The organism is Streptomyces sp. NPDC002784 (assembly GCF_053592135.1).
The window spans coordinates 146,769-171,121 of sequence record NZ_JBSFVD010000001.1 but is presented as its reverse complement, the minus strand read 5'-3'; the positions used below and the strand labels follow the sequence as shown (position 1 = coordinate 171,121).

The window sequence follows — 24,353 nt, the reverse complement described above, 5'->3', positions numbered from 1 at the left end:
GGGGTGGCTCCAGCAGACGTGGTTCCGCTCCCGGCCCGAGAGGACGCCCATGACCAGCCCCGCGACACCGCACCCCCTGAGCGAACTCCCCGGCCGGATCATGGCCCGTGAGATGGCCGAGCAGCCCGCGGTCCTGCGCCGGCTGCTGGAGGCGGGCGCCCCCGGCATCCGGCAGGTCGCCCAGGACATCGCCGCCCGCAAGCCCCGCTTCGTGCTGCTCACCGCCCGCGGCACCTCCGACCACGCCGCGCTCTACGCCAAGTACTCCCTGGAGATCCGCCTCGGCCTGCCCTGCGGCCTGACCTCCATGTCGACCTTCACCGCCTACGGCGCCCGTCCCGATCTCACCGACGTCCTGGTCGTCACGGTCAGCCAGTCCGGCGGCTCCCCGGACCTGGTGGCCTCCACCCGGGCCGCCCGCGCGGCCGGCGCCCTCACCCTCGCCGTGACCAACAACCCCGACTCCCCGCTGGCCGGGGTGTCCGAGTACCACATCGACATCATGGCCGGACCCGAGAAGGCCCTGCCCGCGACCAAGACCTACACGGCCTCCCTTCTCGCCCTCCATCTCTTCGTCGAAGGACTGCGCGGCGGCGACGGTGCCGCCGCCAAGCCGCTCCCGGACCTCGCGGAGCAACTGCTCGCCCGCCGGGACGAGGTCCGCGCCCTCGCCGCCCGCTACCGCTTCGCGGAGCGCATGGTGATCACGTCCCGCGGCTACGGCTACCCCACGGCCAAGGAAGCCGCCCTCAAACTGATGGAGACCAGCTACATCCCCGCCCTCGCCTACTCCGGCGCCGACCTGCTGCACGGCCCGCTCGCCATGGTCGACAACGTCTCCCCGGTCATCGCGGTCGTCACCGACGGCAAGGGCGGCGAGGCCCTGCAACCCGTGCTCGACCGCCTCCGCGGCCGGGGCGCCGACCTGGTCGTCATCGGCCCGGCGGCCCAGGTCGAACGCGCCTCAGCGGGCTTCGTCCTGCCCACCGAGGGCGTCCCCGAGGAGCTCCAGCCGGTGCTGGAGATCATCCCGCTCCAACTCCTGGCCCACGAGGTCACCATCGCCCGCGGCCAGGACCCGGACGCCCCGCGGGCCCTGGCGAAGGTGACGGAGACGCGCTGAGGGCGCGAGGAGACGGGGCCACGGGGACATGGGGGCGCGAGGATCAGGACACAGGGAACCGGGGCGCAGGCGCAGGGACAGCCCCTGGTCCGGCGGCTACTGCAAGCTCAGCAGCGAACCCCCCGTCGCGTCGATGTGCTGCCCCGTCACCCAGCGGGAGTCCGGTGACGCCAGGAACGCCACCACGTCGGCGACCTCGGCCGCCGTGCCCACCCGCCGGAAGACCGAGACCGCCTCCGCGTGGGCCCGTACGCCGGGGTCGGCCAGGACCGCGCTGGTGAGATCGGTGTCGATGAAGCCGGGCGCGACGGAGTTGGCGGTGATGCCGCGCGGCGCCAGCTCGACCGCGAGGGAGCGGGTCAGAGCGGTGACCGCGCCCTTGGCCATGTGGGTGGCGGCGATGCCGGGTATGCCGGCGTCCGTGGCCGCCGTGACATTGATGATCCGGCCGTGGTCGCGCAGCCGGCCGAGGCCCTGCCGGACGATGAAGAACGGCGCCTGGGCGTTGAGGGCGTGGGCCCGCTCGTAGAGCTCCTCGTCCGTGTCGCCGATGGTCGCGAAGAGCGCCGCTCCCGCGTTGTTGACCAGGATGTCCACCTCGTCCGCGTGCCGGTCGAAGGCCGCCCAGAGAGTCCCCGCGTCCCCCGGCACCCCCAGCTCGGCGCGGATCGCGAACGCGCTGCCGCCGGCCGCCTCGATCCCGGCGACGGTGTCCTTCGCCGCCGCTTCATCGCTGCCGTAGTGCACGGCGACCCGTGCGCCGTCTCGCGCCAGCCGCTCGGCCCACCGCCCGCCCGATCCCCCTGCTCGCCCCCGTGACCAGCGCGGTCCTGCCTGTGAGCACACCCATGCCACACCCCATGTCCCACCGTCGCAATTACCTAGCGGTCGCTACAGAAAAGACTGTACGGCAGTGCGGGGTCATTTCTCTAGTGCCCGCTATAAAATGCACTCCATGGTGAGCACCAAGGGTTCAGAGCCGACCGCGGCCCGCCGTGGCCGCCCCCGCTCCTTCGACCGGGAGACCGCGCTGGAGAAGGCGATCATGGCCTTCTGGGAGCACGGGTACGAGGCGACCTCCGTCTCCGACCTCACCCGGGTCATGGGAATCGGCGCCCCCAGCCTGTACGCGGCCTTCGGGGACAAGCGGGCGCTGTTCGACGAGGTCGTGGTGGAGTACGGCAAGCGGTACGCGGCCTTCGGGGAGCGCGCCCTGGCCGAGGAGCCCACCGCCCGGGCCGCCGTGGACCGCATCCTGCGCGAGGCCGCCGAGCGGTACACCACCCCGGGTCTCCCTCAAGGCTGCCTCTACATCCACGCGGCCACCAACTGCGCGAGCCCCGAGGTGGAGCAGACCCTCCGGGACCGGCGCAACGCCACCATCGCCGCCGTGGAGAGCCGCATCCGTGCCGACGTCGCCGCAGGTGAACTCCCCGCCGACACCGATGCCGGCACCCTCGCCCGGCACACCGGCGCGATGATCCAGGGCATGTCCCAGCAGGCGCGCGACGGCGCGAGCCGGGCGGAGTTGGCGGCGCTCGCGGAAATTGCCCTGTCCATCTGGCCCCGCACATGAACCCGCAAGGGTTAGGCTGCGTGATGCATGCTGGGACGTCCGACCATCTGGCGTGACCGCATCGAACGGCACAACAACAAACAGCCTCAGACGCATGGACACGCCGAGTGGTCTAGTCCACAATGGCGGTAAGAGTCCATGTGATACGAGGACGCGCACTTCCGTCTTCCCCGCACAGGAAGACGGACCGAGGAACCGGTGCTCTCTGCCCTGACTGCTCCGGATCCTCATCCTTCGGCCGACCGGGACCGCACACCCCACGGCCGATATTGCTCCGGGCTGCGGTGCCGGGAGGGTTGAGGGTCCCTCTCAGGCGCCGCGGCCCGCGGGTGTCTTCGGGCCCGGTCGGCGGCGGCCGCCCATTTCGGAGCCGTACAAACCGCCAGGTACGCTCGCACCCGTGCCCTCCATGAACGAGCTGGTCCACCAGCACACCGCCCTCGACGAGTCCGATCTCGAGTGGCTCCATCTGCTGGTCTCGGAGTGGCAGCTGCTCTCCGACCTCTCCTTCGCCGACCTCGTCCTGTGGGTCCCCACCAGCGACGGCACCCGCTATGTCTCCGTCGCCCAGATGCGCCCCAACACCGGCCCCACCTCCTACCAGGACGACATGGTCGGCCACCTCGTCCCGCGTGGCCGCCGCCCCATGCTGGACGCCGCCCTCGACGAGGGCCGCATCGTGCGCGAGGGCGACCCCGAGTGGCGCGAGGAGGTCCCGGTCCGGGTCGAGTCGATTCCGGTACGGCGCGAGGGGCGCGTCCTCGGTGTCATCGCCCGCAACACCAACCTGCTGACCGTGCGCACCCCGAGCCGGCTCGAACTGACGTATCTGCAAAGCGCCTCGGACCTCGCGCAGATGATCGCGGCCGGTTCCTTCCCCTTCGCGAACCAGCAGGTCGACATGGACGCCTCGCCCCGCGTCGGCGACGGCCTGATCCGGCTCGACGCGGACGGCATCGTCCAGTACGCCTCCCCGAACGCGCTCTCCGCCTACCACCGCCTCGGCCTCGCCGCCGATCTGGTCGGCCACCACCTGGGCAAGACCACCGCCGAACTCGCCCCGACCCACGGGCCGGTGGACGAGGCGCTCGCCAAGGTCGCCAGCGGCTGGGCGCCCCGGGAGTTCGAGATCGAGTCGGAGGACGGGGTCATCCAGTTCCGGGCGATCCCGCTCAAGCCCAAGGGCACCCGCATCGGTTCCCTCGTCCTGCTCCGCGACGTCACCGAACTGCGCCGCCGCGAACGCGAGTTGATCACCAAGGACGCCACCATCCGGGAGATCCACCACCGGGTGAAGAACAACCTCCAGACGGTGGCGGCCCTGCTCCGCCTCCAGGCCCGGCGCATCGAGTCCGACCGCGGCCGGGAAGCGCTCGAGGAGGCGGTGCGACGGGTCGGCTCGATTGCGATCGTGCACGAGACGCTCTCCCAGAACCTGGACGAGCGCGTGGAGTTCGACGAGATCGCCGACCGGGTCCTCGCGATGGTCGCCGAGATCTCCCCCGGCAAGGTCACCGGCCGGCGCACCGGCCGCTTCGGCATCCTGGACGCCGAGATCGCCACCCCGCTGTCGATGGTCCTGACCGAGGTTCTCCAGAACGCCCTGGAGCACGGCTTCCGTCAGGGCGAGACCGGCACCGTCGAGGTGTCCGCGGTCCGCGGCGGCACGACCAAGGAGGTCCGGCTGCTGGTCACCGTCCAGGACGACGGCGTGGGACTGCCCGAGGGCTTCGACCCGCACACCGCCGGCAACCTCGGCCTCCAGATCGTACGAACCCTGGTGGAGGGGGAGTTGGGCGGAACGTTCGACATGGTCCCGGCGCCGGAGCGGGGGACCCAGGTGATCCTGGACATTCCGGTACGGCCGCACAAATAGCAAAGAGCCCCGGACCGGTTCGGTCCGAGGCCAGTGCTCGTGCTATGCGCATCGGGGGTACTGCGCGCTGCGGCTCGGGGGCGGGAGATGCGTACTCGCTGCACGCGCCGCCAAGCTGAGGCCGTTGTGGGGCGGGAGTATCAGGCGGAGGCCTGACGGGCCCGGTTGCGGGCGGCACGGCGCTTCATCGCGCGACGCTCGTCCTCGCTGAGACCACCCCAGACGCCGGAGTCCTGACCGGACTCGAGCGCCCACTGCAGGCACTGCTCGATAACCGGGCAGCGACGGCAGACGGCCTTGGCTTCCTCGATCTGCAGCAGCGCAGGACCGGTGTTGCCGATGGGGAAGAAGAGCTCGGGGTCTTCCTCGCGGCAAACGGCGTTGTGACGCCAGTCCATGGCTGCTACCTCTCCTTGGTATTACATGCAGGTGCTTGTGAATGTGAACGCTTTCACGAATCCCTCAACAAGTGAAGGGCCGAACGTCAGGTTTCCCTGCCGTGGTCCTTTGATGTGGAGAGGGGTTCCGGTGATCTGTGGATGCCGGTGTTGCGGGCTGTCCCGATCGCCACGTAGAGACTCGCAAACCTCAGCGGCGGATACAACCCCTTCTGGAAAGTTTTTTTTGATTCCTCGGTGTCGACTAGGTCACAGCCGTACTTCCATGGGGTGGACCCTGGCCTAAACGTTCGAGTGAAAGGACTTTCGCCTCTTCTGCTCACACAATCACACGCAGTGCACGGCGTACGCCTGTGAACGTCACGCTCGTCCGCAGCCCCAGGTGGTCGCCGTCCATCTGAAGGGGCAGCGGGACCTTCGAATGCAAGGTGAACTGGTCCAGGTCGTGCAGGGAGGCGGCGTGCTTTCCCTGGGGTCCCCGCTCGGGGGACGAAGTAAGCAACTGGGTCGCATACCGGGCAACCGCGACCGTGGACATCCGGCTGAGACCGAGTACGTCCAGCCCCGTATCGAACGACGCCTTAGGCGCCGCGTACACCGGGCGATTGCCCAGATACGTCCACGGAGCGGTGTTGCAGACTATGGAAAGCACCAAATCGGTCACCGGGTCGGCGCCGGGCCGCTCCAGCGTGATCGTGCCGTGCCGCCGGTTGGGCTCCTGGAGGAACTGGCGCACCACCTGGCGAAGGTAGAGAGCGTGAGTGGACCGCTTGCCCCGCTCGCGCTGCTGTTCGACCCGGCCGACCACACCCGCGTCGAAGCCCAGTCCCGCGCAGAAGGTGAACCAGCGCGCCGGCACCCCTTCGTCCTCGGTGCCCGGCGTCCCCGCGGCGATCCCCATGCCGACCGTCTGCTCACTGCCCTCGCGCAACGCGTCCAGCAGCGCGCCGGTCGCCTCCACGGCGTCGTTGGGCAGGCCCAGCGCACGGGCGAAGACATTGGTGGAGCCGCCCGGGACCACCGCCAGACGCGGCAGGCGCTCGGGGTCGGGGCCCGCGTGCAGCAGGCCGTTGACGACCTCGTTGACCGTGCCGTCGCCGCCGAGGGCCACCACCAGGTCGACGTCCTGGCTCTCCGCCGCCTGCCGGCCCAGGTCGCGCGCGTGGCCGCGGTACTCGGTGGTGACCGCTTCCAGCTTCATCTCGCTGGCCAATGCATGGATCAGCACGTCGCGCGTACGTGCGCTTGTGGTGGTTGCCGCCGGATTGACCACGAGAAGTGCACGCATGGATTGCAGAGTACCTACTGGGGGGTACCGGGCCCACACCGAATAGTGATCCAGTAGGAGAATCGGTGCGTGAACCTCGCCACGGGGGCGCATTCCGCGCCCCGGGCGCCCGAGGGGGCGGGCGCCGCGACGGCTACCCTTCAGGGGTGAGTGCTGAGCAGAACCCCGCCCCGGAAACCGGACCCCTCCCGCGGCGGCTGATCTACGCCGCGGCCCTCGCCGCGCTGGAGGGGCTCGCCCTGGTGGTCGGCGGGGTCTGGATCCTCGTCATGGGTCTCACGGGCGACGCGGGCGACCGTCAGCAGGCGGTGACCGGGGGAGTGACGCTGATCGTGCTCGCGCTGCTGCCGCTGCTGGCCGCCCGCGGGCTGCTGGCCCGGCGCGGCTGGGCGCGCGGCCCCGCCGTGATCACGCAGATCATGGCGCTGCCGGTGGCGTACAACCTGCTCCAGGCCGACAGCATCGCCATCCCGGCCGGGATCGCCCTCGCGGTGGTGGCCGTCACCGCGCTGGTCCTGCTGGTGAACGCCGAGACCACCCGGGCCCTCGGGATCCGAGGACCCGGCAGCGTGCAGGACCAGAAGTAGGGTCACTCCTCCACGAGGAGCTTCTCCCGCAGCTGCGCCAGTGTGCGCGCCAGCAGGCGCGACACATGCATCTGCGAGATGCCGACCTCCTGCGCGATCTGCGACTGGGTCATGTTGCCGAAGAACCGCAGCAGCAGGATGCGCTTCTCGCGCGGCGGCAGATCCTCCAGCAGCGGCTTGAGGGACTCGCGGTACTCCACGCCCTCCAGCGCCTCGTCCTCGGCGCCCAGGGTGTCCGCCACGGCCGGCGACTCGTCGTCGGTGTCGGGGACGTCCAGGGACAGCGTGGAGTACGCGTTCGCGGACTCCAGGCCCTCCAGCACCTCCTCCTCCGAGATGCCCAGCTTCTCGGCCAGCTCATGGACCGTGGGGGAGCGGCCGTGCAGCTGGGAGAGCTCCGCCGTCGCCGTGGTCAGCGACAGCCGCAGCTCCTGGAGCCGGCGCGGGACGCGCACCGCCCAGCCCTTGTCGCGGAAGTGCCGCTTGATCTCGCCGACGACCGTCGGGGTCGCGTACGTGGAGAACTCCACTCCGCGCTCCGGGTCGAAGCGGTCGACCGACTTGATCAGGCCGATGGTGGCGACCTGGGTGAGGTCGTCCAGCGGCTCGCCGCGGTTGCGGAAGCGGCGGGCGAGGTGCTCGACGAGCGGCAGATGCATCCGGACCAGCTGGTTGCGCAGCTCCGCGTACTCCGGGCTGCCGTCGTTCATCTTGCGCAGCTCGATGAACAGGGCGCGCGCTCCGCTGCGGTCCTGCGGCTCACGGTGCTGTACCTCGTGCCGCGTGGCCGGCGCGCCCTGATCGTCGTCTCGCTCGTGCTCGCTCATCGTCCCGCCCGTCGCCCTCTGTCGAGCTCTCGTCTCAGCCCGGCCGGGGGTGCCCCCGATCCGCCTCTCTCGAGGCGAGCCCTGCACGGCGGTGTCCGGGAAACCCGCCCGCGCGGAGGACGCGCTGTCCTCCGGATGCGGCCTGGCCTGCTCGGGAATGCCGTCAACGCCGTCCGCCAAGTGTGGGGAACCGCCCGGAGCGACTGCGTCGTCGGCGTTCTCGGCCGGCAGCTCCCGTGTGCCGCGCTCTTCGTCCCGCACCGGCCCGTCCCCGTCCCTCACGCCGGCCCGGGTCCCGCGCCGCGCTGTTTGTAGAGGCTGATCGACACGGTCTTGTCCTCGTCCACGGCGGAGGAGACCTTGCCCGCGAGGGCGGACAGCACGGTCCACGCGAAGGTGTCCCGTGACGGTGCGTGACCATCGGTGGTCGGTGCCGAGACGGTGACCTCCAGCGAGTCGTCGACGAGCCGGAAGACACAGCTGAGCACCGAGCCCGGCACGGCCTGCTGGAGCAGGATCGCGCACGCCTCGTCCACCGCGATGCGCAGGTCCTCGATCTCGTCGAGGGTGAAGTCCAAACGCGCCGCGAGACCGGCAGTAGCCGTACGCAGCACCGACAGGTAGGCACCCGCAGCCGGCAGCCGGACTTCCACGAAGTCCTGGGTCGCGGGCTCGCCTGCGATCTGGGACACCCTCACCTCCAAGGTGGTACAAGCTTTACGGGGCCGAGGGTCGCCCCCCGGGGTAACGCGATGTGTGGTTCAGCGGTGACGCTATCGCGCTCCGAACTTTCTGTCCCCGGGACCCCAACCCCCCGCTGTCACTCATAGTAAACCTACGGATACGCTCCGTGGCTAGGGGTCCGGCGGGCCCAAATGGGAAGAGCGCGCGCCGGGTTGACGTACCCAGACGTCAGACGGTCGAACCGTCCCGATCCGAAGTCGTGCGCGTCACACCAGGACGTGGTCCACGAAGCACCACCGCCACTCCTCCCCCGGCTCGAACGTCCGCATGATCGGATGTCCGGAATCCTTGTGGTGCCCGGTCGCGTGCCGTCCCGGTGAGGAGTCGCAGCAGCCGACGTGACCGCAGGTGAGGCACAGCCGCAGCTGTACCGGGTGGGTGCCGTCCGCCAGGCACTCGGGACACGTCTCGCTCAGCGGGCCGGGTTCCGGGTGCGGCAGCACGTCGGCATGCGTGCACTGTTTCATGATTGCCAGATTACGACGGGCGCGCGGAAGGCCGCGCGGAGAACCGAGGGCGGGCGAACCGCGATGTGTGAGGGCGGGCGAGGTTCATGGACGTGATGCCGCTGCTGTTGTTGGTGGCGGGCAGCGCCGCGGTCGCGGCGGCGGCCCGGCGCACCCCGATTCCGGCGCCGCTGCTGCTGGTGGCGGTGGGCCTCGCGGTGTCGTATCTGCCCGGCGTGCCGGACTACACGCTCGACCCGCACATCGTGCTGCCGCTCCTCCTGCCGCCGCTGCTGCACACGGCCGCCACGGACAGCTCCTATCTGGATCTGCGGGCCCAACTGCGGCCCGTGGCGCTGCTGTCGGTCGGGTACGTGCTCTTCGCCACCTTCGCGGTCGGCTGGGCGGCGTACCTGATCGTGCCCGGTCTGCCGCTCACGGCGGCCCTGGTGCTGGGCGCGGTGGTGGCGCCGCCCGACGCGGTCGCGGCGACGGCCGTCGCCCGCCGGGTGGGGCTGCCGTCGAGGATCACCACGATCCTCCAGGGCGAGTCCTTGGTGAACGACGCGACCGCGATCACCGCCTACCGGGTGGCGCTCGCCGCCGCGGTCGGCGAGGGCGCCACCTGGGCCGGCGGCATCGGCGAGTTCCTGCTCGCGGCGTTCGGCGGGATCGGCGTCGGCCTGGTGCTCATGGTGCCGATCCACTGGCTGCGCACCCATGTGAAGGAAGCGCTGTTCCAGAACACGCTGTCGCTGCTGATCCCGTTCATCGCCTACGCCGTGGCCGAGCAGGTGCACGCCTCCGGGGTGCTCGCCGTGGTGGTCGTCGCGCTGTGGCTGGGACACCGCGCGTGGGAGGTCGATTTCGCCACCCGCCTCCAGGAGGAGGCCGTGTGGAAGATGGTCGCCTTCGTCCTGGAGTCGGCGGTCTTCGCGCTGATCGGACTCCAACTGCCGGTCGTCCTCAAGGGACTCGGGGAGTACGAGGGAGGACGCGCCGCCTGGTACGCGATCGCCGTCTTCCTCGTGGTCGTCGTCTCGCGGTTCGTGTGGGTGTACCCGGCGACCTTCCTGCCGCGCATGATGTCGGCGCGGATCCGGGAGCGGGAGGAGAACCCGACCTGGAAGGGGCCCTTCGTCATCGCCTGGGCGGGGATGCGCGGCGTGGTCTCGCTCGCCATCGCCTTCTCCATCCCGCTGACGGTGCACGGCGGCGAGGACTTCCCCGAGCGCAATCTGATCCTGTTCCTGACCTTCACCACGGTCATCGGCACCCTGGTCGTCCAGGGCGTCACGCTGCCCCCGCTGGTCCGCCTGTTGAAACTGCCCGGCCGCGACGTGCGGGCCGAGACCCTCGCCGAGGCCAACGCCCAGGCGCAGGCATCCCGGGCCGCCGAGAGACGCCTCGACGAGCTCCTGTCCGACGAGCGCAACGCCCTCCCGCCCCCGCTCGCGGACCGGCTCCGCACCGTCCTGGAGCGCCGCCGCAACGCCGTCTGGGAACGCCTCGGCCAGGTCAACACGGTCACCGGCGAGACGGTCGACGACACCTACCGGCGCCTGTCCCGGGAAATGATCAGCGCCGAGCGGGCGGTCTTCGTGAAGCTCCGGGACGGCCGCTACATCGACGACGAAATGCTCCGCACGCTGCTGCGCAGGCTGGACCTGGAGGAGGCGGCGGCGTTCCGGGAGGCGGCGTGAGGGCGCCTACGGGAACGGGCGGCCGGTGATCACCGCCGCGATCGTCGTCCCGCGCGGGAAGGCGCCTTCCCCGGCGAGGGTGACCAGTGCGTACAGCAGCTTCGCCACGTACAGGCGTTCCACGGGGACGCCGTGACGCTGCTCGAAGTCCGCGGCGAAAGCGTCCAGTTCGGCCGTGGTACGGGCGTAGCCGCCGAAGTGGAAGCGGTCGTCGAGGGTCCAGCTGCCGCGGGGGCCGCCGAAGGCGCGGTGCTGCAGGGCGCGTATGTCGTCGTCGAGGAAGCCGCCCTTCAGGACGGGGATGCCGAGGGCCCGCTGGCCGGGGGCGAGGCCGGCGGCCAGCCCGGCGAGGGTGCCGCCGGTGCCGCAGGCGAGGGCGACGAGGTCGGCGTGGCCGCGCAGTTCCTGGCCGAGGGACTCGCAGCCGTGCACGGCGAGGGCGTTGCTGCCGCCTTCCGGGACGACGTACGCGTCCTCGGCGTGCGCCGTGCGGAGGATCGCCGCCAGGGTGTCCGCTTCCGCTTTCCGGCGGTACGTGGATCTGTCGACGAAGTGCAGGCGCATGCCGTCCGCCGCGCAGCGGGCCAGGGAGGGGTTCAGGGCGCGCTCGGACAGTTCCTGGCCCCGGACCACGCCGATCGTGCCAAGACCCAGCAGACGGCCAGCGGTGGCCGTCGCCCGCAGGTGGTTGGAGTACGCGCCGCCGAAGGTGAGAACGGTCCGGCCGGCCGCCGCGGTGAGGTTGGGGGTGAGTTTCCGCCACTTGTTGCCGACGAGGTCCGGGTGGATCAGATCGTCCCGCTTGAGGAGGAGGCGGGTGCCGGAGCGGGCGAAGCGGTCGTCGACGATCTCCTGGAGCGGCGAGGGAAGCCGGGGGCGGAGGGCGTCGGGACTGGTCACCGGACCATTCTCGCCCCGCGTCGGCGGCACCCCGGCCGCAGCCGCGGCAACCGGCTGGTTTCGGACAGCAAACGGAAGCGGGCCGCTGGACGGGAACCGCTCACGTGCCCCGTCGCCCCGTGATCCATTCCCGCTCGTTCGTGTAATAGCACCGGCACGCTCCGTGAGGAAGGCTTGGCCCTGCGATTCGATGCCCGGCGCACAACGGCGCCGGTGCATGACCGGGAGGGCAATTCCTTATGTCGGTAGGCGAAGAGATCCGCACTGATGAGGGCAGGCCGCAGCAGAGCCTCGGCACCAGCGCCGCGCGGAACCTGGCCACCACGACCAAGTCCGCACCGCAGATGCAGGAGATCAGCTCCCGCTGGCTGCTGCGCATGCTGCCGTGGGTGAACGTCCAGGGCGGTACGTACCGAGTCAACCGCCGCCTGACCTACGCCGTGGGGGACGGCAGGGTCACCTTTGTGAAGACCGGCGACCGGGTCGAGGTCATCCCCGGGGAGTTGTGCGAACTGCCCGCGCTGCGCGACTACGAGGACCAAGAGGTGCTCACCGAGCTCGCCCGGCGCTGCGAGCAGCGGGAGCTGGCCGCGGGCGAGGTGCTCGTCTCCTTCGGCAGCCCCGCCGACGAGGTGTACCTGCTGGCGCACGGGCGGGTGGAGAAGGTCGGCACCGGTCCCTACGGCGAGGACGAGTCCCTCGGCATGCTGGCCGACGGCGCCTACCTCGGCGACCAGGCGGTGCTCGCCCCGGACGCCATCTGGGAGTACACGGTCCGCACGGTCACCGCGTGCACCGTGCTCGTCCTGTCCCGCGAGGATGTCGAGCAGGTCACCGAGCGCTCCGACTCCCTGCGCGAGCATCTCGACCGGCAGCGCTCGATCCCGGCCCAGCGCACCAACCGGCACGGCGAGAAGGAGATCGACCTCGCGTCCGGTCACAGCGGCGAGCCGGACATCCCGCACACCTTCGTCGACTACGAGGCCAAGCCCCGCGAGTACGAACTGAGCATCGCCCAGACCGTCCTGCGCATCCACTCCCGGGTGGCCGACCTCTACAACCAGCCGATGAACCAGACCGAGCAGCAGCTCCGGCTGACCGTCGAGGCGCTCAAGGAGCGTCAGGAGCACGAGCTCATCAACAACCGCGAGTTCGGGCTGCTCAACAACTGCGAGTACGACCAGCGGATCCAGCCGCACGACGGCGTGCCCGGGCCCGACGACATGGACGAGCTGCTCAGCAGGCGCCGCGGCACCAAGCTGTTCCTCGCCCACCCGCGCGCGATCGCCGCGTTCGGCCGCGAGCTCAACAAGCGCGGACTGGTGACCGAGAGCATCGAGATGGCCGGCAACCGGCTGCCCACCTGGCGCGGGGTACCGATCTTCCCGTGCAACAAGATCCCGGTCAGCGACGCCCGCACGACCTCGATCATCGCCATGCGTACCGGTGAGGCCGAGCAGGGGGTCATCGGGCTCCAGCAGGCCGGTATCCCGGACGAGATCGAGCCGAGCCTGTCGGTGCGGTTCATGGGCATCAACGAACAGGCGATCATCAAGTACCTGGTGACCGCCTACTACTCGGCCGCGGTCCTCGTACCGGACGCGCTCGGTGTGCTGGAGAACGTCGAGATCGGGCGCTGGCAGTGAGCCTCCCGCCGGCAACCGGTGTCCCCGCCCTCCGGGGCGGGTACACCCTCGGAGTACGCGCCCGGCCGCGGGACCAGTGCCAGCGTCGGCCGACTCGGGTGAGCGGTGGGTGAGTTCATGACCGATACGCAGCAACACCCCGCCGGAGGGCGGCTACCGACCGAGACGCGGGAAAGGCGGAGGCCCATCGGGACCCAGACACACGCCGGGCCGGACGCGCTCGACGGACAGGAGGCGATGGCCATCCTGGAGCGCGCACGGGGGTCTGTCGACCCCGAACTGCGCGCCGCCATCGACTCATTGCCGAAGGCCATGCGCCGGGTCGCGCTCTACCACTTCGGCTGGGAGCACGCGGACGGCACACCCGCCGCGGGCAACGCGGGCAAGGCGATCCGTCCCGCGCTCGTCCTCACCGCGGCGGAGGCGCTCGGTGGACCGGCCGCCCGCAAGGCCGCCGTGCGGGCCGCCGCGGCGGTGGAGCTGATCCACAACTTCACGTTGCTGCACGACGACGTGATGGACCGGGACTCCACCCGACGGCACCGGCCGACCGCCTGGACGGTGTTCGGGGACGCCGACGCGATCCTCGCCGGGGACGCCCTCCAGGCCCTCGCCCTCGGACTCCTCGCCGAGGACCCGCATCCGGCGTCCACCGGGGCCGCCGCCCGGCTCGCCGCCTGTGTGGTCGAGCTGTGCGAGGGGCAGCACGCGGACACGGCCCTGGAGAAGCGGGCCTGCGCCGAGATCGGCCTCGACGAGGCGCTCGCGATGGCCGAGGCCAAGACGGGAGCCCTGCTGGGCTGCGCCTGTGCCCTCGGCGCGCTGTATGCCGGGGCGCCGCGGGAGGACGTGGAGGCGATGGACGCGTTCGGCCGTGAGGCCGGGCTCGCGTTCCAGCTCATCGACGACGTCATCGGCATATGGGGCGACCCCCGGCGCACCGGCAAGCCGGCCGGGGCGGATCTGGCCGCCCGCAAGAAGTCGCTGCCGGTCGTGGCCGCGCTCACCTCCGGCACCCCGGCGGCGCGGGAGCTCGCGGAACTGTATGAAGTGCCGTACGGCAAGGGCGGTCTGGCTGGGGAGGAGGAGACCGCCCGCACCGCGCTGGCCGTGGAACGGGCGGGCGGCCGTGACTGGGCGCAGGTCCAGGCGGCCGACCGGATGGCCCGCGCGATGCAGGAGCTGGCCCGCGCGGTGCCCGAACCGGAGGCGGCGGGCGGCCTGCTGGCGCTGGCCGAGTTCGTCACCCGGCGCAGCACCTGAAGACCCCGGACCGGCGGTCGCGCGGCTCCTGACCCCGCACGACCGCCGGCCCGGCCGGGTCCCGCGCATCCCCACGGTGCGCGGGGCCTGTTCATGCACCGGCGGAGCCCGGACGTAGGGGGAGCGGTATTTCGCCGGGTCGTGCGCGCGCGTCCGAGGCCCGCCCCGGCCGCCGGGGTCACCCGCGCATCCCCACGGTGCTCGTTCACCGGGCGAGCCCGGGCGCCGGGGGAGAGTGGTATCCCGTTGGGTCGTGCGCGCGCGTCCGAAGCCCGCCCCGGCCGCCGGGGTCACCCGCGCATCCCCATGGCGCGCGGGGCCTGTTCATGCACCGGCCGAGCCCGGACGTACGGGGAGCGGAATCCCGTCGGGTCGTGCGGGCTCCTACGACCGTCGCGCCGGGGGCCGTGCATCCTCTCCGCGCGGAGTTCACCGGGGCCGCCAGGGTGCCGGGGAGCCGTAGCCCGGCGGGTCGGGCGGCCGTGCAGCCCCCGTCCCGGCCACCCGGAACCCGAGCAACCCCCCGGCGTGCGGCGCCTGTTCGCTCGCCAGGCTCTCCCCGGCACCGATGACCGCGCAGTGCTGAAGTCGAATTCCGTCAATCTTTGGCCATGACCGTCCCGCGTGGCCCAACCGCCATACGATCAAGGCCGATCACGGCTGATCGAGATGAAGGGGCGGGACATGGGCGTGGTGATCCGGGCGGCGAGTGAGGCGGACCGGGACCTGGTGGTGCGGCTGCTGGACGAGGCGTTCCAGGACGACCCGGTCAGCGGCTGGGTGTTTCCCGGCGCCGAGTACCGCCGGGCGACCCATCACCGCCTGATGGCGGCCTTCACCGACATCGTGCTCGCCGAGGGGCGGATCGACCTGACCGAGGACGGCTCGGCCTGCGCCCTGTGGCTGCCGACGCCCGCCGGGGAGCACGACCCCGACGACGACGGGCCCGTACAGCTGCGGAACGCCGTGGACCCGGAGAACGAGCGCGTCGAGCTGATCGGCCGCCTGACCGCCGACGTCCACCCCACCGACCGCGGCCACGAGTACCTGTGGATGATCGGCGTGGCCCCCGGCCGGCAGGGCGAGGGCCTCGGCTCCGCCCTGATCGGCGCCGTACTCGACCGCTGCGACAGGGACGGCGTCCCCGCCTACCTGGAGGCGAGCAGCGCCCGCAGCCGCACGTTGTACGAACGCCTCGGCTTCGAGCTCCTCGGCACCCCCCTCACCCTGCCCGACGGCCCCCAGATGTTCCCCATGTGGCGCGAGCCGCGCTGAGCCCGCCTACGCCCCCGGCCCCGGTCCCGCCCCCGGCCCCGGCACCACCGTCTCCACGATCCGCTCGATCAGCCCTTCCGGAACCCCCACCCCCGGCAGCACGCCCTCCAGCACCCCCGGCAGCGTCAGATGCTCCAGGATCAGCCCGAGCATGGCGAGATAGAGCACCGTGACGGTCTCGTCGCCGCCGGGGAGCCCGGCGGCGCGGTGGAACTCCATGCCCTCCGTGAGGTCCCCGCGCACCGACTCCGTGTAGGAGGCCCGCAGTTCGGGGCGCCGGGTCGCCTCCAGGCGCATCTCCAGCAGCGCCAGATAGCCGGTGCGGTCGCGGACGGCCCGGCCCATCAGGTCGTGCATGAACGCCGTCACCAGTGACCGGTCCTTCGGCCGTTCGAGCAGTTCGGCGATCACCTCGGGGTCGGGGGCCAGCCGTACATGCAGCCGGGCGTCGATCTGCCGCAGCAGGTCGTCGCGCCCGGTGAAGTAGTTGGAGGCCGTGCCCACCGGCACCCCCGCCTCGGCGTCCACCGCGCGGAACGTCAGCCCGCGCGCCCCTTCCCGCGCGAGCACGGCCACCCCGGCGTCCACCAGCGCCGCCCGCCGTTCCGGATTCCTGGCCAATGCGGAATCTCCTCTCCCACTTAAATCCCGTCCCGGAAAAGACTTGCAACCACTACAAGCGAAGTACTACAACTGCAGTTGTTCAAACGACACCCTACGGAAAGAGCCCCGGCTTGCGAAAGCTCACGTACTTCATCGCCTGCTCCATCGACGGGTTCATCGGCGACCCGAAGGGCGACGCCTCCTCGATGTTCGCGTTCCTGGACGAGGAGTTCCTCGGCTACCTCGCCTCGACCTGGCCGGAGACGGTCGCGGTGCAGGGCCGCGAACACCTCGGCCTCCAGGACGCCGAGAACCTCCGCTTCGACACGGTGATCCAGGGCCGCGCCAGCTACCAGCTCGCCCTCGACCTCGGCATCACCAGCCCATACGGCCATCTGCGCGAATACGTCGCCTCGCGCTCCCTCGGCGCCTCCCCGGACCCGAACGTCACCGTGATCGACGGCGACCTGGTCGCCCGCGTCCGGGAACTCAAGGCCGAGGACAGCGAGCTGGACATCTGGCTGTGCGGCGGCTCCCGGATCGCGGGCGAACTGCTCGACGAGATCGACGAACTCGTGATCAAGACGTACCCGCAGGTCTACGGCGCGGGCCTGCCCATGTTCGGCGGCACCGGGTTCGCCGTCAGCGACTTCTCGCTGGAAGGCGTCCGCACGTTCGGTAACGGAGTGCTCGTCCGCACCTACGCACGGAAGCGCTGACCGGCCTACCCTTGGGACATGGACAGCAGCGACAAACATGCCTGTCCCGTCTGTGGACAGTCCGTCGAAACGGTCGTCCGGCGCCACAAGACGCTGGGCGCATGGGTACCGCGCTGGGTGGCCGGCCCCTGCCGTAACCCCACGTGCGAGGCACGCCACGAGCACCCCGAAGATCCCGAGCGCCGGGAGGAGCCCGGGGAACCCGCCTCGAGCACTTCCTGAGAATGTCGGCCCGCACCATGTCGAGAACCCGGCCCCGGCTCCGACGTCCCCTGTGAGAGCCGCCCCGACAGGCGGCGCGAGACAAAGGAGCGAGTCATGAAGTACCTGGTCATGGTGCAGGGAAGCCAGGCGGACTACGAGGCGATGAAGGGCGGCGCGTCGGAGACCTCGCCGGCCTGGAGCGAGCAGGACATGCAGGCGATGTACGCCTTCATGAGCGCGCTCAACGACGATCTGGCCGAGTCCGGCGAGCTGGTCGACGCCCAGGGTCTGGTCGAGCCCGCCCGCACCCGGCACGTCGGTCTCGGCGCGGACGGCAAGCCCGTCATCACCGACGGCCCCTACGGCGAGACCAAGGAACTGCCGGCCGGCTACTGGGTCCTGGAGTGCGCGAGCCTGGAGCGGGTCACCGAGATCGCCGCCCGTGTCCTGGAGTGCCCGCAGCCGGCGGGCGCCCCGGTGTACCCGGTGGTGATCCGGCCCATCGACGAGGGCACCGGAGACGTCTGAACCGCATGAGCGACACCGTCGAGGACCTGCTGCGCCACCACGCGCCGGGGACCACGCCGCCGCCCGGGCCGCCTACGAGTCGGCGGCGGCGCAGGCCATGGGCCTGCCCGAGCAGCGCTGTCTGCGGGGGCGGGCGGCGCGGCTGGCGCCGTAACGTGACCGCATGAGCGAACCCATCCTGCACCTCACCCAGCGGTCCCTGTGGGACGAGGCCCGGGCGACGGGCACGTACGAGATCTCGACGCGCGGGAAGACCCTCCAGGACGAGGGGTTCATCCACTGCTCCACGCGCGCCCAACTCCCGCGCATCGCCGAGGCGCTGTTCGCGGACCTCACCGATCTGGTGGTCCTGGTGGTGGACCCCGACCGCCTCGGCGCGCCCGTGCGGTACGAGGCGGCCGAGCCCGGCGGCGAGGAGTTCCCGCACGTCTACGGGCCGCTGCCGGTGGCCGCGGTGGTCGGGGTGGAGCCCTGGGTGCGGCGTTAGGCGGGCAGGCCGCCGGTGTGCGGGTCCCGGCCCGTCAGGCAGTACGTGCCGCCCGCCGGGTCGCGCATGACGCGCCAGTGGGTGCCGCGGTGCACGAGTCGTGCGCCGAGCCGTTCATGGGCGGCCCGGCTCGCCTCGATGTCCGCGCAGGCGAGGTCGAGATGGGCCGAGGCGGGGCGTTCCTCGCCGAGGCGTTGCAGCAGGATGCGGACCGGCAGACCCGCCGGGGGCCTGACCACGTGGAACTCCGGAAGCGAACCCGGCGCCGACGTCCACTCGGGCAACAGGGCGCTCCAGAAGGCGACTTCGGCGTCGTAGAGGGAGGGCGGGGTGTCCAGGCAGACCTGGTCGAGGCGCGTTTCCCGGACCACCGGCGGCCGGGTCGCCTCCCCGTGCCAGGGCACCGCGCAGAACAACTGCCCCGCCGGGGACCGCAGTACGGCCCACTCGCCGTGGTCGGCGACGAGTTCCGCCCCGGTGCGCAGCGCCGTCCGCACGAAGCCCGGCACCTCCTCGACGGCGAAGTCCAGGTGCGCGCCGCCGGGCCCGTCCACGACCCCCTGCACCTTGACGCAGGCGTCCCCCGACCCGGGCAGCAGGGTCACGAACTCGCCCTGATCGCCCCGGAGTTCCGACAGCCGTGTGCCGGTGACGGCGGTCCAGAAGTCACAGGCGGCGCCGAAGCCGGCGGCGGGCCGGTCGACGAAGGCATACGTCCAGCGGATGGTCATGGACGCGATCGTAGGTCAGCCGTTCGGCTGCATGAACCGCAGCATGTTCCCGGCCGGGTCCCGGAACGCGCAGTCGCGCACCCCGTACGGCTGGTCCATCGGCTCCTGGATGACATCGCCGCCGGCTTCCCGCACCCGGGCGAACAGGGCGTCGCAGTCGTCGGTGGTGAAGTTGACCCCGTGCAGCACGCCCTTGGCGAGCAGACTGGCCATCGCCTCCCGGTCGGCGGGGGAGATGTCGGGGTCGGCGCCGGGCGGCTCCAGCACGATGTCCACGTCGGGCTGCGCCGGCGATCCGACGGTCACCCAGCGCATCCCCTCGAAGCCGACGTCGTTGCGGACCTCCATGCCCAGGACGTCCCGGTAGAAGGCGATCGCCTTGTCATGGTCGTCCACGGCCAGGAAACAGTTCTTGAGTCTGATCTCCATGACAGCAGGCTAGGCCGCTACGAGCGTTTCGGCCGGGTGAAGCGGCGGGCCACGCAGGCCGGGATCACGGCGCCGTCCTCGTGCGAGCGGGCCCGGTAGGCGCTCGGGGTCTCGCCGACCAGCTCGGTGAAGCGCGCGCTGAAGGAGCCGAGGGAGGTGCAGCCGACCGCCATGCAGACCTCCGTGACGCTCAGGTCCCCGCGGCGCAGCAGCGCCTTGGCACGCTCGATCCGGCGGGTCATGAGATAGCCGTACGGCGTCTCGCCGTAGGCGGCGCGGAAGCTGCGCTGGAAGTGGCCCGGGGACATCAGCGCGGTCCGGGCCAGCTCGGTGATGTCGAGGGGCTCGGTGTACTCGCGGTCCATGCGGTCGCGGGCCCGCCGCAGCCGGACCAGATCCTCGGTGTGCACCCCGCCAGCATGGCACGGACGGCCGGAGGGGCCCGGCCGCGTGCTGCGGCCGGGCCCCTCCGGGGATGCCCGTCGACCTGCGATGGTGCACCGACCGCCGGTCCGGGCGATCCGAAAAGGTCCTGGATCAGGCCTTCTTGGTCTCCCAGAAGATCTTGTCGATCTGGGCGATGTAGTCCAGCGCCTTCTGGCCGGTGGCCGGGTCGGTGGACGCCTTCGCGGCCGACAGGGCCTTGAGCGCGTCGTTGACCAGCTGGTGCAGCTCCGGGTACTTCTCGAAGTGCGGGGGCTTGAAGTAGTCGCTCCACAGGACCGACACGTGGTGCTTGGCGAGCTCGGCGCGCTGCTCCTTGATGACGGTCGCACGGGCCTGGAAGTGCGGGTCGTCGTTGGCGGCCATCTTCTCCTGCACGGCCTTGACCGACTCCGCCTCGATGCGGGCCTGGGCCGGGTCGTACACACCGCAGGGCAGGTCGCAGTGCGCGCTGACCTTCACCTTGGGGGCAAACAGGCGGGAAAGCATGGAGCGTTCCTTCCTCGTGATCGTCTTCTCAGGTGGGACATTACTCCCTGCGGGACGGGTTTTCGCGAGTGCCCCCATGGGCTTAGGACAAAAGTCCAGGGTCAGACTGAGACTGGTGGAGGATAGGACCGGGGAGGTGCCGGTGATGCCGGAACTGTCGCAGGAGACCGAGCGCGGGCGGTCGTTGCTGCCCTTCGGGCCGGCCGAGGTGACCGGGCCGTCGATGGTGCCCACGCTGCACCACGGGGACCGGCTGCTGGTGCAGTACGGGGCCCGGATCCGGCCCGGTGACGTGGTCGTGCTCCGTCATCCCTTCCAGCAGGACCTGCTGGTCGTCAAGCGGGCCGCGGAGCGCCGCGAGGGCGGCTGGTGGGTGCTCGGGGACAACGCCTACGCGGGCGGGGACAGCACCGACTACGGCACGGTCCCGGCGGAGCTGGTGCTGGGCAAGGTGCGGGCCCGGTTCCGGCCGCGCGGGACCGGTCAGCGCTCGCCGTTCGCGCTGGTGCGGTGGGCGCTGTCCGCGGTGCGGCCCGTGCTGTCCGACCGGTCGGCCTCCAGGCGCTTGCGGGCCCGGTAGGCGGCCACGTTCGCGCGGGTGGCGCAGCGGTCGGAGCAGTAGCGCCGGGAGCGGTTGGTCGAGGTGTCGAGGTAGGCGTTGCGGCACGGCGCCGCCTCGCACAGGCCGAGCCGGTCCACGCCGTACTCCGTCAGATGGAAGGCCAGGCCCATCGCCGCGATGGCCGCGTAGCCCGCGGTGGCGTTCGACGGGTGGTCGGCGAGGTGCATGTGCCACAGCGGGCGGCCGTCGTCGTCCCGGAAGTCGTGTCCGGAGATCTGCGGGCTGACCGGGAACTCCAGCAGCAGTGAGTTCAGCAGGTCCACGGCGAGCGTCTCGTCGCCGCCGTCGGCCGCCTCGAACACCGAACGCAGCCGGCCCCGGACCGAGCGGAACCGGGTGACGTCGGCGTCCGTGGCGCGGCGGGCCGCCGACTGGTTCCCGCCGAACAGATCGCGGACGGCCTCGACGGACGTCAGCGAGTCCTTGCCCCGGGCCGGGTCCTCGCTGTTGACGAGGCGCACGGCGTAGTCCGAGTAATAGGCCAGTTCCACTTGTAGTCCTTACGGAGGCGTTCTATGGTCGGGGTGCGGTCGGGGTAACAGACGATCGTGCTTCCAGGGTATTACGCATACGTCCGAGGAGGGGGCTCCCATGACGACCGGTACCGGAACCGACTGGCACGCCTGGCAGGAGAGCTGGGACCGGCAGCAGGAGTGGTACATGCCCGACCGGGAGGAGCGCTTCCGGATCATGCTCGACATGGTGGAGGCGCTCGTCGGGCCCGAACCCCGGGTGCTCGACCTGGCCTGCGGCACCGGCTCCATCACGGCCCGGCTGCTCGCCCGGCTCCCCGGCGCCACCAGCACCGGCGTCGACCTGGACCCGGCGCTGCTCGCCATCGCGGAGGGCACCTTCGCGGGCGACGAGCGGGTCGCCTTCGTCACCGCCGACCTCAAGGACCCCGACTGGCCGGCGAAGCTGCCGTACGACTCCTACGACGCCGTGCTGACCGCCACGGCCCTGCACTGGCTGCACAGCGAACCCCTCGCGGCCCTCTACGGCCAGGTCGCGGGCCTGGTCCGCGACGGCGGTGTCTTCATGAACGCGGACCACATGATCGACGACACCACGCCCCGGATCAACGCCGCCGAGCGGGCGCAGCGGCACGCGCGCATGGAACGGGCCAAGGCCGACGGCGCCCTGGACTGGGCCGAGTGGTGGCAGGTCGCGGCCAAGGACCCCGTCCTCGCCGAGCCCACGGCCCGCCGCTTCGAGATCTACGGCGAGCACGCCGACGGCGACACCCCGTCCGCGCAGTGGCACGCGCGCGTACTGCGCGAGCAGGGCTTCGCCGAGGCCCGGCCGGTGTGGTGCTCACCGTCGGACGCCCTGGTACTGGCGCTGAAGTAGCGGTTTTCGGATGACGGGGCGGTACGAGAAATTCGTGCCGCCCCTTCCGCGTTCCCGGCGGTCCCCCACCGCACTGGAAAGGGTGCGGCGGTCCGCACCCGACGGCTCGCGGCTGACCGACGGGAGTCTGCTGCGCCTGCGGGACTTCGCCGGTTGCCTCGGCGAGGGCTCGCCCGGGCCGCGCTGCCGGAGTCGTATCCGCTGAGCCGCGAGCGGCTGCGCGAGCTGGTGCCGAAAGCCGGAGCTGCGCCCGTAGCGGTCTCCGCGCGAAGGGGCGGTACGGGAGTCCCGTACCGCCCCTTCGTTCTGCCGGGGTTCTGCCAGGGTCAGAGGACCTTGGACAGGAACGCCTTCGTCCGCTCGTGCTGCGGGTCCGTCAGGACCTCGCGCGGGTCGCCGGACTCGACGACCACGCCGTCGTCCATGAAGACGAGGTTGTCGCCCACCTCGCGGGCGAAGCCCATCTCGTGGGTGACGACGACCATCGTCATGCCGGACTCGGCGAGGTCGCGCATGACGTCGAGGACGTCACCGACCAGCTCCGGGTCGAGGGCCGAGGTCGGCTCGTCGAACAGCATCAGCTTCGGGTCCATCGCCAGCGCCCGGGCGATCGCCACCCGCTGCTGCTGGCCGCCGGAGAGCTGCGAGGGGTAGTTGCCGGCCTTGTCGCCGAGGCCGACCTTCTCCAGCAGCTCCCGCGCCCGCTCCCGGGCCTGGCTCTTGCTGACGCCCTTGACCTGGATGGGCGCCTCCATGATGTTCTCCGCGGCCGTCATGTGCGGGAACAGGTTGAAGCGCTGGAACACCATGCCGATGTCCCGCCGCTGCTGCGCGACCTCGCTGTCCTTGAGCTCGTACAGCTTGTCGCCCTTCTGGTGGTAGCCGACCAGCTGGCCGTCGACGTACAGCCGGCCGGCGTTGATCTTCTCCAGGTGGTTGATGCACCGCAGGAATGTCGACTTGCCGGAGCCGGAGGGGCCGATGAGGCAGAACACCTCGCCGGTCCGCACCTCCAGGTCGATGCCCTTGAGGACCTCGATGTGGCCGAAGGACTTGTGGACGCCCTCGGCCCTGACCATCGCCTGGCCGGCCTCCGAGTCCTGGGAGGGCTGCTTCGTCACGTCCGTCATACCGTGACTCCCTTCGGGCGGCGAGCGGGCAGGACGGCCGCCTTGAAGCGCTGCATGGGCGTCGGCGGCAGGGTGCGGGACGAGCCGCGTGCGTAGTGCCGCTCGATGTAGTACTGGCCGACGCTCAGGATCGAGGTCATGATCAGGTACCAGGCGGCGGCGAGGAAGTACATCTCCACGGTGGAGCCCGCGTTCTGGCCGATGTCCTGGGCCTGCTTGAACAGGTCCGCATACTGCACCGCCGCCACCAGCGACGTGGTCTTCAGCATGTTGATGACTTCGTTGCCCGTGGGCGGCACGATGACGCGCATCGCCTGCGGGATGACGATCCGGCGCAGCGTCTTGGTGTGGCTCATGCCGAGCGCCTGCGACGCCTCGCTCTGGCCCTCGTCGACCGAGAGCAGGCCGGCGCGGCAGATCTCCGCCATGTACGCGGCCTCGTTGAGGCCGAGCCCGAGCAGCGCCGTCAGCAGCGGCGTCATGAAGGACGACCAGTAGTCCTTGTAGATCGGGCCGAGGTTGATGTACTCGAAGACCAGGCCGAGGTTGAACCAGACGAACAGCTGGACCAGGACCGGGGTACCCCGGAAGAACCAGATGTAGAGCCAGGCGATCGACGAGGTCACCGGGTTCTTCGACAGGCGCATGACGGCGAGCAGGATGCCGCCGGCGATGCCGATCACCATGGAGAGCACGGTGAGCAGGAGGGTCTTCCAGACGCCGTCCATGATGCGGTCGTCGAAGAAGTACTCGGGGATCGCGTCCCAGTTGATGTTGCCTTGCGCGAAGGCGTAGACGATCACGCCGAAGATGGCGAGAGCGAGGGCCGCGGACACGTAGCGCCCCGGGTGCCGGACCGGGATGGCCTTGATGGCCTCCGGCCCGGCTGCGGGCGTCGGGTCGGCGGGACCGTCCGTCTTGTTGACGTCAACAGTCACGGGTGGAGCCTTTCAGAACGAGCGGTG

General features: G+C 71.0%; 28 protein-coding genes and 1 pseudogene. 14 read left to right on the top strand and 15 right to left on the bottom strand.

All coding sequences use genetic code 11. The features are described from left to right. Positions 1 to 49: 49 nt before the first annotated feature. Positions 50 to 1,123, top strand: coding sequence for an SIS domain-containing protein (locus ACWD1Z_RS00810; protein ID WP_451114369.1), 1,074 nt, complete (start codon positions 50 to 52; stop codon positions 1,121 to 1,123). Between the two features lie 96 nt (positions 1,124 to 1,219). On the opposite strand, the pseudogene ACWD1Z_RS00805 reads toward ACWD1Z_RS00810, so the two are convergent. Then, positions 1,220 to 1,973: pseudogene (locus tag ACWD1Z_RS00805) on the bottom strand (SDR family oxidoreductase). Positions 1,974 to 2,069: 96 nt separating this feature from the next. Here ACWD1Z_RS00805 and ACWD1Z_RS00800 point away from each other — a divergent pair. Beyond that, entirely contained in the window at positions 2,070 to 2,699 is a 630-nt protein-coding gene (locus ACWD1Z_RS00800; RefSeq protein ID WP_451114367.1) for a TetR/AcrR family transcriptional regulator, read from the top strand. 409 nt (positions 2,700 to 3,108) lie between these two features. After that, positions 3,109 to 4,575, top strand: coding sequence for a sensor histidine kinase (locus ACWD1Z_RS00795; protein ID WP_451115422.1), 1,467 nt, complete (start codon positions 3,109 to 3,111; stop codon positions 4,573 to 4,575). A 140-nt stretch (positions 4,576 to 4,715) separates the two neighbouring features. Here ACWD1Z_RS00795 and ACWD1Z_RS00790 read toward each other — a convergent pair whose 3' ends face one another. Together ACWD1Z_RS00790 and ACWD1Z_RS00785 are read right to left on the bottom strand one after the other, a co-directional pair. After that, positions 4,716 to 4,973, bottom strand: coding sequence for a WhiB family transcriptional regulator (locus ACWD1Z_RS00790; RefSeq protein ID WP_003992873.1), 258 nt, complete (start codon positions 4,971 to 4,973; stop codon positions 4,716 to 4,718). A 319-nt stretch (positions 4,974 to 5,292) separates the two neighbouring features. Beyond that, positions 5,293 to 6,261, bottom strand: a complete 969-nt coding sequence (locus ACWD1Z_RS00785; RefSeq protein ID WP_451114365.1) for a diacylglycerol/lipid kinase family protein — start codon at positions 6,259 to 6,261, stop codon at positions 5,293 to 5,295. 146 nt (positions 6,262 to 6,407) lie between these two features. On the opposite strand from ACWD1Z_RS00785, the gene ACWD1Z_RS00780 reads away from it, so the two are divergent. Continuing rightward, entirely contained in the window at positions 6,408 to 6,848 is a 441-nt protein-coding gene (locus ACWD1Z_RS00780) for a hypothetical protein (RefSeq protein ID WP_451114363.1), read from the top strand. 2 nt (positions 6,849 to 6,850) lie between these two features. On the opposite strand, the gene ACWD1Z_RS00775 is transcribed toward ACWD1Z_RS00780, so the two are convergent. From ACWD1Z_RS00775 to ACWD1Z_RS00765, 3 genes are all read right to left on the bottom strand, one after another. After that, positions 6,851 to 7,936 (bottom strand): RNA polymerase sigma factor SigF, encoded by a 1,086-nt coding sequence (locus ACWD1Z_RS00775; protein ID WP_451114361.1) that lies wholly within the window; start codon positions 7,934 to 7,936, stop codon positions 6,851 to 6,853. Positions 7,937 to 7,953: 17 nt separating this feature from the next. Next, complete coding sequence (locus ACWD1Z_RS00770) at positions 7,954 to 8,367, bottom strand: ATP-binding protein (protein ID WP_004925829.1); 414 nt, start codon at positions 8,365 to 8,367, stop codon at positions 7,954 to 7,956. 258 nt (positions 8,368 to 8,625) lie between these two features. Beyond that, positions 8,626 to 8,886: a UBP-type zinc finger domain-containing protein gene (locus ACWD1Z_RS00765; RefSeq protein ID WP_451114359.1), complete on the bottom strand. Its 261-nt coding sequence runs from the start codon at positions 8,884 to 8,886 to the stop codon at positions 8,626 to 8,628. A gap of 86 nt (positions 8,887 to 8,972) precedes the next feature. On the opposite strand from ACWD1Z_RS00765, the gene ACWD1Z_RS00760 reads away from it, so the two are divergent. Continuing rightward, positions 8,973 to 10,568, top strand: coding sequence for a Na+/H+ antiporter (locus ACWD1Z_RS00760; protein ID WP_451114357.1), 1,596 nt, complete (start codon positions 8,973 to 8,975; stop codon positions 10,566 to 10,568). A 6-nt stretch (positions 10,569 to 10,574) separates the two neighbouring features. On the opposite strand, the gene ACWD1Z_RS00755 is transcribed toward ACWD1Z_RS00760, so the two are convergent. Then, positions 10,575 to 11,468 (bottom strand): 1-aminocyclopropane-1-carboxylate deaminase/D-cysteine desulfhydrase, encoded by an 894-nt coding sequence (locus ACWD1Z_RS00755; protein ID WP_451114355.1) that lies wholly within the window; start codon positions 11,466 to 11,468, stop codon positions 10,575 to 10,577. A gap of 239 nt (positions 11,469 to 11,707) precedes the next feature. Between ACWD1Z_RS00755 and ACWD1Z_RS00750 the strand changes: the two genes are divergently transcribed. From ACWD1Z_RS00750 to ACWD1Z_RS00740, 3 genes are all read left to right on the top strand, one after another. Then, on the top strand, positions 11,708 to 13,114 hold the full coding sequence (locus ACWD1Z_RS00750; RefSeq protein ID WP_451114353.1) for a family 2B encapsulin nanocompartment shell protein: 1,407 nt from the start codon (positions 11,708 to 11,710) through the stop codon (positions 13,112 to 13,114). A 117-nt stretch (positions 13,115 to 13,231) separates the two neighbouring features. Next, positions 13,232 to 14,377: a family 2 encapsulin nanocompartment cargo protein polyprenyl transferase gene (locus tag ACWD1Z_RS00745; RefSeq protein WP_451114351.1), complete on the top strand. Its 1,146-nt coding sequence runs from the start codon at positions 13,232 to 13,234 to the stop codon at positions 14,375 to 14,377. A gap of 684 nt (positions 14,378 to 15,061) precedes the next feature. Next, positions 15,062 to 15,652 carry a GNAT family N-acetyltransferase gene (locus tag ACWD1Z_RS00740; protein WP_451114349.1) on the top strand — a complete coding sequence of 197 codons (591 nt, stop codon included), beginning with the start codon at positions 15,062 to 15,064 and terminating at the stop codon, positions 15,650 to 15,652. A gap of 6 nt (positions 15,653 to 15,658) precedes the next feature. Here the strand turns inward: ACWD1Z_RS00740 and ACWD1Z_RS00735 are convergent, their stop codons facing one another. Further along, positions 15,659 to 16,273: a TetR/AcrR family transcriptional regulator gene (locus ACWD1Z_RS00735; RefSeq protein ID WP_451114347.1), complete on the bottom strand. Its 615-nt coding sequence runs from the start codon at positions 16,271 to 16,273 to the stop codon at positions 15,659 to 15,661. A gap of 113 nt (positions 16,274 to 16,386) precedes the next feature. Between ACWD1Z_RS00735 and ACWD1Z_RS00730 the strand changes: the two genes are divergently transcribed. The 4 genes from ACWD1Z_RS00730 (at position 16,387) to ACWD1Z_RS00715 (ending at position 18,193) form a co-directional block, all read left to right on the top strand. After that, positions 16,387 to 16,974: a dihydrofolate reductase family protein gene (locus ACWD1Z_RS00730; protein ID WP_451114345.1), complete on the top strand. Its 588-nt coding sequence runs from the start codon at positions 16,387 to 16,389 to the stop codon at positions 16,972 to 16,974. Between the two features lie 18 nt (positions 16,975 to 16,992). Then, entirely contained in the window at positions 16,993 to 17,196 is a 204-nt protein-coding gene (locus ACWD1Z_RS00725; RefSeq protein WP_451114343.1) for a hypothetical protein, read from the top strand. Positions 17,197 to 17,292: 96 nt separating this feature from the next. Next, positions 17,293 to 17,706 (top strand): YciI family protein, encoded by a 414-nt coding sequence (locus tag ACWD1Z_RS00720; protein ID WP_451114341.1) that lies wholly within the window; start codon positions 17,293 to 17,295, stop codon positions 17,704 to 17,706. Positions 17,707 to 17,869: 163 nt separating this feature from the next. Continuing rightward, entirely contained in the window at positions 17,870 to 18,193 is a 324-nt protein-coding gene (locus ACWD1Z_RS00715) for a DUF952 domain-containing protein (RefSeq protein WP_451114339.1), read from the top strand. On the opposite strand, the gene ACWD1Z_RS00710 is transcribed toward ACWD1Z_RS00715, so the two are convergent. The 4 genes from ACWD1Z_RS00710 to sodN form a co-directional block, all read right to left on the bottom strand. Beyond that, entirely contained in the window at positions 18,190 to 18,924 is a 735-nt protein-coding gene (locus ACWD1Z_RS00710; protein WP_451114338.1) for a VOC family protein, read from the bottom strand. The two genes, ACWD1Z_RS00715 and ACWD1Z_RS00710, sit on opposite strands and share 4 nt — an antisense overlap. A gap of 15 nt (positions 18,925 to 18,939) precedes the next feature. Continuing rightward, complete coding sequence (locus ACWD1Z_RS00705) at positions 18,940 to 19,353, bottom strand: VOC family protein (RefSeq protein WP_451114336.1); 414 nt, start codon at positions 19,351 to 19,353, stop codon at positions 18,940 to 18,942. Positions 19,354 to 19,370: 17 nt separating this feature from the next. Beyond that, positions 19,371 to 19,763, bottom strand: coding sequence for a helix-turn-helix transcriptional regulator (locus tag ACWD1Z_RS00700; RefSeq protein WP_389414983.1), 393 nt, complete (start codon positions 19,761 to 19,763; stop codon positions 19,371 to 19,373). 127 nt (positions 19,764 to 19,890) lie between these two features. Next, positions 19,891 to 20,286, bottom strand: coding sequence for a superoxide dismutase, Ni (gene sodN / locus ACWD1Z_RS00695; RefSeq protein WP_020123534.1), 396 nt, complete (start codon positions 20,284 to 20,286; stop codon positions 19,891 to 19,893). A gap of 145 nt (positions 20,287 to 20,431) precedes the next feature. Between sodN and sodX the strand changes: the two genes are divergently transcribed. Then, a complete protein-coding gene (gene sodX, locus ACWD1Z_RS00690) occupies positions 20,432 to 20,866 on the top strand; it encodes a nickel-type superoxide dismutase maturation protease (RefSeq protein ID WP_451115420.1) in 435 nt (144 codons plus the stop codon). On the opposite strand, the gene ACWD1Z_RS00685 is transcribed toward sodX, so the two are convergent. Continuing rightward, positions 20,770 to 21,399 (bottom strand): CGNR zinc finger domain-containing protein, encoded by a 630-nt coding sequence (locus ACWD1Z_RS00685; RefSeq protein WP_451114333.1) that lies wholly within the window; start codon positions 21,397 to 21,399, stop codon positions 20,770 to 20,772. The two genes, sodX and ACWD1Z_RS00685, sit on opposite strands and share 97 nt — an antisense overlap. Positions 21,400 to 21,499: 100 nt before the next feature. Here ACWD1Z_RS00685 and ACWD1Z_RS00680 point away from each other — a divergent pair, with 100 nt between their 5' ends. Continuing rightward, a complete protein-coding gene (locus ACWD1Z_RS00680) occupies positions 21,500 to 22,258 on the top strand; it encodes a class I SAM-dependent methyltransferase (RefSeq protein ID WP_451114331.1) in 759 nt (252 codons plus the stop codon). A gap of 326 nt (positions 22,259 to 22,584) precedes the next feature. On the opposite strand, the gene ACWD1Z_RS00675 is transcribed toward ACWD1Z_RS00680, so the two are convergent. After that, the gene (locus ACWD1Z_RS00675) at positions 22,585 to 23,388 is read right to left on the bottom strand and encodes an amino acid ABC transporter ATP-binding protein (RefSeq protein ID WP_451114329.1); all 804 of its coding nucleotides are present in this window, start codon (positions 23,386 to 23,388) and stop codon (positions 22,585 to 22,587) included. Beyond that, positions 23,385 to 24,326 carry an amino acid ABC transporter permease gene (locus tag ACWD1Z_RS00670; protein WP_451114327.1) on the bottom strand — a complete coding sequence of 314 codons (942 nt, stop codon included), beginning with the start codon at positions 24,324 to 24,326 and terminating at the stop codon, positions 23,385 to 23,387. Before ACWD1Z_RS00670 ends, ACWD1Z_RS00675 begins: the two co-directional genes overlap by 4 nt. Positions 24,327 to 24,353: the final 27 nt, after the last annotated feature.